Genomic DNA, 6,353 nt, shown 5'->3' with positions numbered 1-6,353 from the left:
AACAGCCTTCTTATCTGTCGTATAAAGCAAAATCTGCTTTTTATAGCGTTATCAATATCCGAAAAACACTCAAATTCAGAAAGTACGAAAAGCTAATACAAAAAGCTCAAGCGATTGAATATTCAAAAGCGGAAGATTTAATGGTTGCTATCAAGGAGCGAATCAAAAATTTCTACCCAAAAGGTAGATCCTTGTATATTCCATTAACATGGAAAGAAAAAAGAGAAATCAGAGCAGCTATTTATTTTGAATACGGCGACCAAATGAAAAAATTAAAAGTGGCTATTAATCATAATCTTCAATTCGTTTAATGCATACCGTCACCATTCCAGAGCATAACATTACCAAATACATTCCGGAAGATTTATCCGAGTGTGATGCTCAGCAATACATTGACATGGCCGGATTAATCTTTTTGCACCAAACCGGACAACTAAATTATGAAGAATTTAGAGTGCAAGCGATTTACAAGCTCATGAACATGGTTCCAGAAGAACCTAAGACAAAGCTCAAAAGAAACCTTGAACTTTCTGAAGCTGACGAAAACAAATATTCCAATGCCTATCGATTATCCGAATTAATCGATACATTTTTTGATGATGGTGAAAACAATCAAAAAATCATTAAGCAAAACTTCATTCACAACCCAGTGAAGAAGTTTATGCCATTTTGGAATAACTATTACGGACCGGAAGATTTACTTTCTAACATGAAATTTGGCGAATACAGCGATGCTCTTCGCTTATTCAATCAAATTAATGCCAATGGAGAACTTGAAATGCTGTTTCCATTTGCTGCTATTCTATACCGCAAAAAGAAATCATTTATCTTCTTCCGCAAACTATTAAATCTGTACGATGGTGATATCCGTCAGCGTTATAATTCCTATTCGGTGGATGCTCGGGCAAAAGTTTTTGAAAACACACCGGTTGGATTCGTTTGGGGCGTTTACCTTATGTTCGGAAGCTTTCAAAAATGGTTAGCCACAGCCGAAATTCCTTGGGGCGGAAAAGTGTTAGATATGTCCATCATATTTACTTCAGAAGGCAACGAAGAACCGGAAACCATACCAGGTATCGGAATGGATGCCGTCATGTTTGCCATTTCAGAGTCAGGCGTATTCGGCACCAAAAAAGAATTAGACGAAAGGCCTTTAATTGAAGTGCTTTTACGAATGTACGATATCAGAAAACGTGATTTAGAACTTAAAAAATTAGAAGAAAATGCTAAGAGTAAATCAGCTTAGAACTTTACTTCAGGAATGTCAAGATGAGATTCCGGGTATCAATCGAAATGAATTAGTATTGGATGATTCCGAACTAACCAACTTTTTAAAAGATTTCAAAGTAACTGATAACTGCATGTTGATTGGTGTGATGCCTCAATTCAACGTAAAAGGGCAAGAAGATTCGATTCAGTTTGTCAATCAGCTTCAGTTTATGGTTGTAAAAAAATCAGCTGATAAAGATTTTAAAAATCAAGACGAGTATTTACAAATGTTTCATGATACGCAAGCCCTAATGATGTTATTGGTAGGAAAGCTTCTCGGCGAAAAACTAGAAGATTTATGCGGTGATTTCTCAAACATTGTGGAAGAATCTATTTCTATTTATCCGGTTTGGCGAAAAGCTCAATGCAACGGTTGGGCGTTAGAAATTGATTTGTTAAGTTAATTTTATTCCGTATATTTACGGAAAATTAACCACATGAACCAAATAGAAATCGATTTACTGTTTAATCAAGTCATTCAACAAAGAGGCATTTATAACAAGCTCGAAGGAGTCACCGAAAACATGATTTATAACTGGCGAAAAGGCCGTGGTAAAAAACCATCCATTGGCGATATGCTTGGCGTACTTTGGCAATTAAATCTGATTAAAATAACTGAAGTCACAAAATCGGAGAGTAAATTCTCCAACCTTGGAGAGTAAACTCACTAAATTTGAAACCTATGGCAAATCTACTTAACCAACGAACCAACAATAACGATGATATCCTTAAAGGTCGTTTTATTCGTAAAAAATTAGCCGAAACCGCTAATGAAATCCGTCAGGGTTCCAACAAGCGAATGACTGGTTTCCGTTCCGGTTTTTGGAACAACCGTTCCTTTTCCGTTACCGATAATGAACTGCAATACGAACATTTAAAAGTGCACCGGTTCATTGATATGCGTACTCGCTCTTTAAAATCAGGCGAAAAACGCAAAAAGAAATTCTATCCAATACACAACCGTGTGGTGATGGGGCAATACAGCCAATTAGTGCGTGAGCTTTCATTTGGTTTTACCGAAGAAGTTAAAAATCAGTTAAGAAGCATCGGCGACTAATATTTTTTATTTTTCCTACAATATTAGGCACTATTTTTGAGTTAATAGTCTTACTAAATACTTGTAACTATGGCAAAAAAGAAAAACCCACTCAAGCAAGCTCACAAAGTGTTTCTTCATTACTTCATGGTACTTTGTGAAACCGAGCTAATGGATGATTTAGAACTCAGAAAAGAGTTCGTTTCTGCCCTAGATACCGTAAAAGAAACCTACAAAGCACAAAAGGGGAAGTAATTCCCCTTTTTTTGTATATTTGAATCTCACTTTAAAATTATATTCTATGGACTACGGCGACAAATTAAAAACCGAAAAGGAATTATCTGAATTGACAGATAGACAATTACAGGAAAGAATTGCTTATGAATTAATTGACACCAAAAAGAAAACAGAAAGTATCAAGAATAACGTTCAGTTTTTCTTTTGGTTAACGCTAGCTTCAATAGCTATAGCTATAGCGTCTACAATAAAATAACAAAGCCCCTTTCGGGGCTTTTCTTTTAGGTTTCAATAAACAAGCGTTCATCATAATCACAATAAACACTCCGGTCTTGGTCAACCAAAAAAACATAATTTCCTTTTTTGGTCCATAACCAACCTTCTTCCAGTTCTTCTCCTCCATCCATTTTCATCTTGGTAGTGTTCCGGTAGATGCCATCACACTCGGTGGCTTCCACCAGCTCCAACTGATCAATATTGTTTTCTACAAAGTTTCGCACCTGTTCTTCATCATAATATATTTTCTTTCCGGTGCTAAACGTGATAAGCAATGGATTTCTTTCGTTTTTTTCGGCATCCTCATGCACTTTTCTAACGCACTGGTTAAAGCTGATGCCGTTCAGTTCCATCGTGGCTCCATCTAAATAGGAAACCTTACAACTGATATTACCCATGGTCCACCTCCATTTCTGCAATGAGTTCAATGCGTTTGTCTTCCAAAAATTTAATGGTTTCCACCACATCATCATCATGATTAATGTTTTGATGTTTTTCAATGGCTACACACAAATCATTACAGGTGTTAATGGCATTTTGCCATTCGGCTCTAATCTCCGGGTCATCCATAAACTCACTGTCTAAGTGAAGCACCGTTTGATTGATAATAAATTCTCGTAAATTTTTGATTTCTTCTACGCCTATCGATTTAATCGTAGTTAAGAAGTCAATCGGAAATAGCAACCGATTGGGATGCGGATTGTTGTCTGGTTTTCGCATGATAATGTAATTTTATAAAAACCTACCCAAAGGCTGCGAAAACCAAACAATATTATTGTAGAGAGTATTCCGTCTCTCAGTAAGACTGAGTCGGAACTTCCTTTGGGATAGGCTGGATTTTTTACTGATGAATTTTTCATTATTTGATTTTCGCACAACAAACGTACCGTAAAGCTACAAAACCACCAAAAAAAGTTTGTGCGTTTGCATAAAATTTTACTCAAAATTACTTAAAAGTGCAATTTTTTACCTAAAAGTACATTTTTTGAGTAGGAATTTTTTACATTTGCAGAGTAAACCACGACTTACATTTACAGCATAGGTAAATTTATTTACCAGAAACTAACCCTTAAAAGTGCGTCGTGGCCTTTTAGGGGTTTTGTTTTTTAATACATATATATATATGAGTAAACATGAGAAATTTTTAGAGTTCAACGGAAAAACAATTGTTTTCCTAAACGTTGATGGTACTTATTGGATTGCTTTAAAACCAATTTTAGAAGCATTAAATCTTGTGTCACACAGGTACCTTAAAAGAACCCAAAGAGACCACTTTTTTAGTACCTGCGTGGACAATATGTCCATTCAGGTAGAGAAAAACGGCATAAAACAGGTAAGAAGTATGACCTGCTTGCCAGAAAAATACATTTATGGGTGGCTATGTTTTTTAAATTCAGATAATCAAGAATTAACAGCTTTTAAGAAAACCTGCTATAATTTGTTGTATGATCATTTTCATGGAACTATAACCAATAGGAGAGAATTATTGTTAGAGAGAAAAACTTTAGATACAGAAATACACAACATAAAAAGCTCTCTTAAAGAGCAGGACCAAGCATATAAAAAATTAGAAGAGTTGCAGAATAAAAGAAAATTAGTAAGTACGCAGCTTAACTCTATGGATAATGAAATAGTAAAACAACCCGGGTTTTGGGGATAGTAATAAACCACAAGAAACCCTAAAAGTGTATGAGAGCCTTTTAGGGTTTTCTTTTTAATACATATATATCTTATGAAACAATCTATTTCAAATTTTTTACAGTTCAACAATACCAATGTATTGTTTACTTCGGTTGATGGTGTAACTTATGTAGCCATCAAACCAATTTGTCAGGCTTTGAATGTTGATTATTCAGGTCAGCTTATGCGAGTGAAAAATGACCCTTTGCTGGGGTCTGAATATGGTGTTTACCATATTCAGGTAGGTAATTTACAGGGTAGAAAGTACACCTGCATTTCGGAAAAATACATCTATGGATGGATTTTTTCAATTAATTCTACAAGTCCAGAATTTTTAGAATTCAAAAAAGAATGTTACGAATTACTTTACAACCATTTCCACGGAGTAATTGGCAGAAGAAAAGAATTGCTTTTAGGTCAGGCAGAAGTAGCTCTTAAAATAGACCAATTAAAAACCAAACTCTATGAATCCGCAGATTACAAGCAATTAATAGAATTGGAAGCTAAGAAAAAGATTTACTCTAAAGAAATGAGCAAAGTAGATCAAATAGTAATAAATCAAAGTGAAATTAAATTCGAGTAAAATAATTCACTTATAAGTAAATTTTTTTACATTTGTATTCTTCAGTGCTTGGGGAAATGATTTTTTTTAGGTTAGTAAGTTTCCGCTGTTTTGCCATAAAACAGCGGTTTTTTTATGCTTTTTACCTAAAACAGCGTTGTTCTCATGTTACATGAAATTACATTTTATCAATCGAATTTTGGTAAAAATGTAATGACATGTCTAAACTTATTACCGACGAAAAAATAAGATTATCCATTGAAATCAACGGGAACAACGCCCAAAAAGATTTATTGGAGCTTGAAAAATCGACCCGTAAACTCAATGAAGCCAACAAGCAACTCCTTATTGAGAAAAAAAGGTTAGAAGCTCAAGGCAAAAAAGACACCGCCGAATACAAACAACTTACCGCTACCATCAAAGCGAACAACGCTGTCATTGATGCCAACAAAGTAAAGATGCAAGCCTTACAGTCGCAAATTGGCATTACTGGTTTAACCCTTACTCAACTCCGTCAAAAAGCTACAGTACTTCGTGCCACGCTTTCCAATATGATTCCGGGCACAGCAGATTTTCAACGTTACCAAGCGGAATTAAGTCAAGTAAATGCCCGAATTGGTGAACTAACCGGCAGAGCTACACAAGCTCGCTTCTCGCTTGGTTCTATGGCAGATGGCTTTAATCGTTACCAAGCTCTGGCTTTATCATTTGTAGCTGCTTTAACCGGAGTAGTCCTTTCTATCCAAAAAATCATCGACATAAACGGTAAACTTTCCGAGGCTCAATCCGATGTGATGAAAACCACCGGAATGACCAGAGAAGAAGTGGACGAACTCACCAAGTCATTCGGAGCATTAAAAACCCGAACCGCACGAATCGAACTCTTAGCACTCGCCACCGAAGCCGGACGATTAGGAATTGAAGGCGTGGCAAACGTTCAGGCATTCGTGGAGCAAGCCAATAAAATGAAAGTAGCTCTAGGCGATGATCTTTCCGATGAAGCGATTCGCGAAGTCGGTAAAATGGTCAACGTATATAAAGTCGGTGATCAAACCGGTCGTGACTTTGCCGGTTCTATGGATGCTCTCGGTTCTTCCATCAATGAAGTATCAGCTTCGGGAGCAAACCAAGCGGGATTTTTAGTTGATTATTTAAAACGTCAAGCGGGTATTGCTGCTCAGGCAAAACTTTCGGCCGCTGATAACATTGGCTATGCAGCAACCTTTGACGAAATCGGTCAAAGTGTCGAAGTTTCGGCCACGGCTATGAATAAAGTGTGGATGGATATGTTTA

General features: G+C 36.3%; 12 protein-coding genes. 10 read left to right on the top strand and 2 right to left on the bottom strand.

Features of this window, described 5'->3' with window-relative positions:
* From ACIQ0M_RS15090 to ACIQ0M_RS15060, 7 genes are all read left to right on the top strand, one after another.
* Positions 1-311: hypothetical protein (locus ACIQ0M_RS15090; protein ID WP_396153718.1), on the top strand; the 311-nt coding region annotated here is incomplete at its 5' end.
* On the top strand, positions 311-1,246 hold the full coding sequence (locus ACIQ0M_RS15085) for a hypothetical protein (RefSeq protein WP_396153716.1): 936 nt from the start codon (positions 311-313) through the stop codon (positions 1,244-1,246). The genes ACIQ0M_RS15090 and ACIQ0M_RS15085, both read left to right, overlap by 1 nt.
* Positions 1,224-1,673: a hypothetical protein gene (locus ACIQ0M_RS15080; RefSeq protein WP_396153714.1), complete on the top strand. Its 450-nt coding sequence runs from the start codon at positions 1,224-1,226 to the stop codon at positions 1,671-1,673. The genes ACIQ0M_RS15085 and ACIQ0M_RS15080 overlap by 23 nt, the downstream gene beginning before the upstream one ends.
* A gap of 33 nt (positions 1,674-1,706) precedes the next feature.
* Positions 1,707-1,931, top strand: coding sequence for a hypothetical protein (locus ACIQ0M_RS15075; RefSeq protein WP_396153712.1), 225 nt, complete (start codon positions 1,707-1,709; stop codon positions 1,929-1,931).
* Positions 1,932-1,951: 20 nt separating this feature from the next.
* The gene (locus tag ACIQ0M_RS15070) at positions 1,952-2,326 is read left to right on the top strand and encodes a hypothetical protein (RefSeq protein ID WP_396153710.1); all 375 of its coding nucleotides are present in this window, start codon (positions 1,952-1,954) and stop codon (positions 2,324-2,326) included.
* Between the two features lie 69 nt (positions 2,327-2,395).
* Positions 2,396-2,560, top strand: coding sequence for a hypothetical protein (locus ACIQ0M_RS15065; RefSeq protein WP_396153708.1), 165 nt, complete (start codon positions 2,396-2,398; stop codon positions 2,558-2,560).
* A 46-nt stretch (positions 2,561-2,606) separates the two neighbouring features.
* Positions 2,607-2,798, top strand: coding sequence for a hypothetical protein (locus tag ACIQ0M_RS15060; RefSeq protein ID WP_396153706.1), 192 nt, complete (start codon positions 2,607-2,609; stop codon positions 2,796-2,798).
* 25 nt (positions 2,799-2,823) lie between these two features.
* On the opposite strand, the gene ACIQ0M_RS15055 is transcribed toward ACIQ0M_RS15060, so the two are convergent.
* Positions 2,824-3,216, bottom strand: a complete 393-nt coding sequence (locus ACIQ0M_RS15055; RefSeq protein WP_396153704.1) for a hypothetical protein — start codon at positions 3,214-3,216, stop codon at positions 2,824-2,826.
* Complete coding sequence (locus tag ACIQ0M_RS15050) at positions 3,209-3,538, bottom strand: hypothetical protein (RefSeq protein ID WP_396153702.1); 330 nt, start codon at positions 3,536-3,538, stop codon at positions 3,209-3,211. Before ACIQ0M_RS15050 ends, ACIQ0M_RS15055 begins: the two co-directional genes overlap by 8 nt.
* A 355-nt stretch (positions 3,539-3,893) precedes the next feature.
* On the opposite strand from ACIQ0M_RS15050, the gene ACIQ0M_RS15045 reads away from it, so the two are divergent.
* The 3 genes from ACIQ0M_RS15045 to ACIQ0M_RS15035 all read left to right on the top strand — a co-directional run.
* Positions 3,894-4,478 carry a phage antirepressor N-terminal domain-containing protein gene (locus ACIQ0M_RS15045; protein WP_396153700.1) on the top strand — a complete coding sequence of 195 codons (585 nt, stop codon included), beginning with the start codon at positions 3,894-3,896 and terminating at the stop codon, positions 4,476-4,478.
* A 72-nt stretch (positions 4,479-4,550) separates the two neighbouring features.
* A complete protein-coding gene (locus ACIQ0M_RS15040; protein WP_396153698.1) occupies positions 4,551-5,081 on the top strand; it encodes a phage antirepressor N-terminal domain-containing protein in 531 nt (176 codons plus the stop codon).
* 197 nt (positions 5,082-5,278) lie between these two features.
* Positions 5,279-6,353 (top strand): phage tail tape measure protein (locus tag ACIQ0M_RS15035; protein WP_396153696.1); only part of this gene is annotated, 1,075 nt, incomplete at its 3' end.

Source organism: Flavobacterium sp. (assembly GCF_044339515.1).
GTDB lineage: Bacteria > Bacteroidota > Bacteroidia > Flavobacteriales > Flavobacteriaceae > Flavobacterium.
Note: the sequence above shows the minus strand (reverse complement) of the source record. Positions and strands in the feature narration are given on the sequence as shown.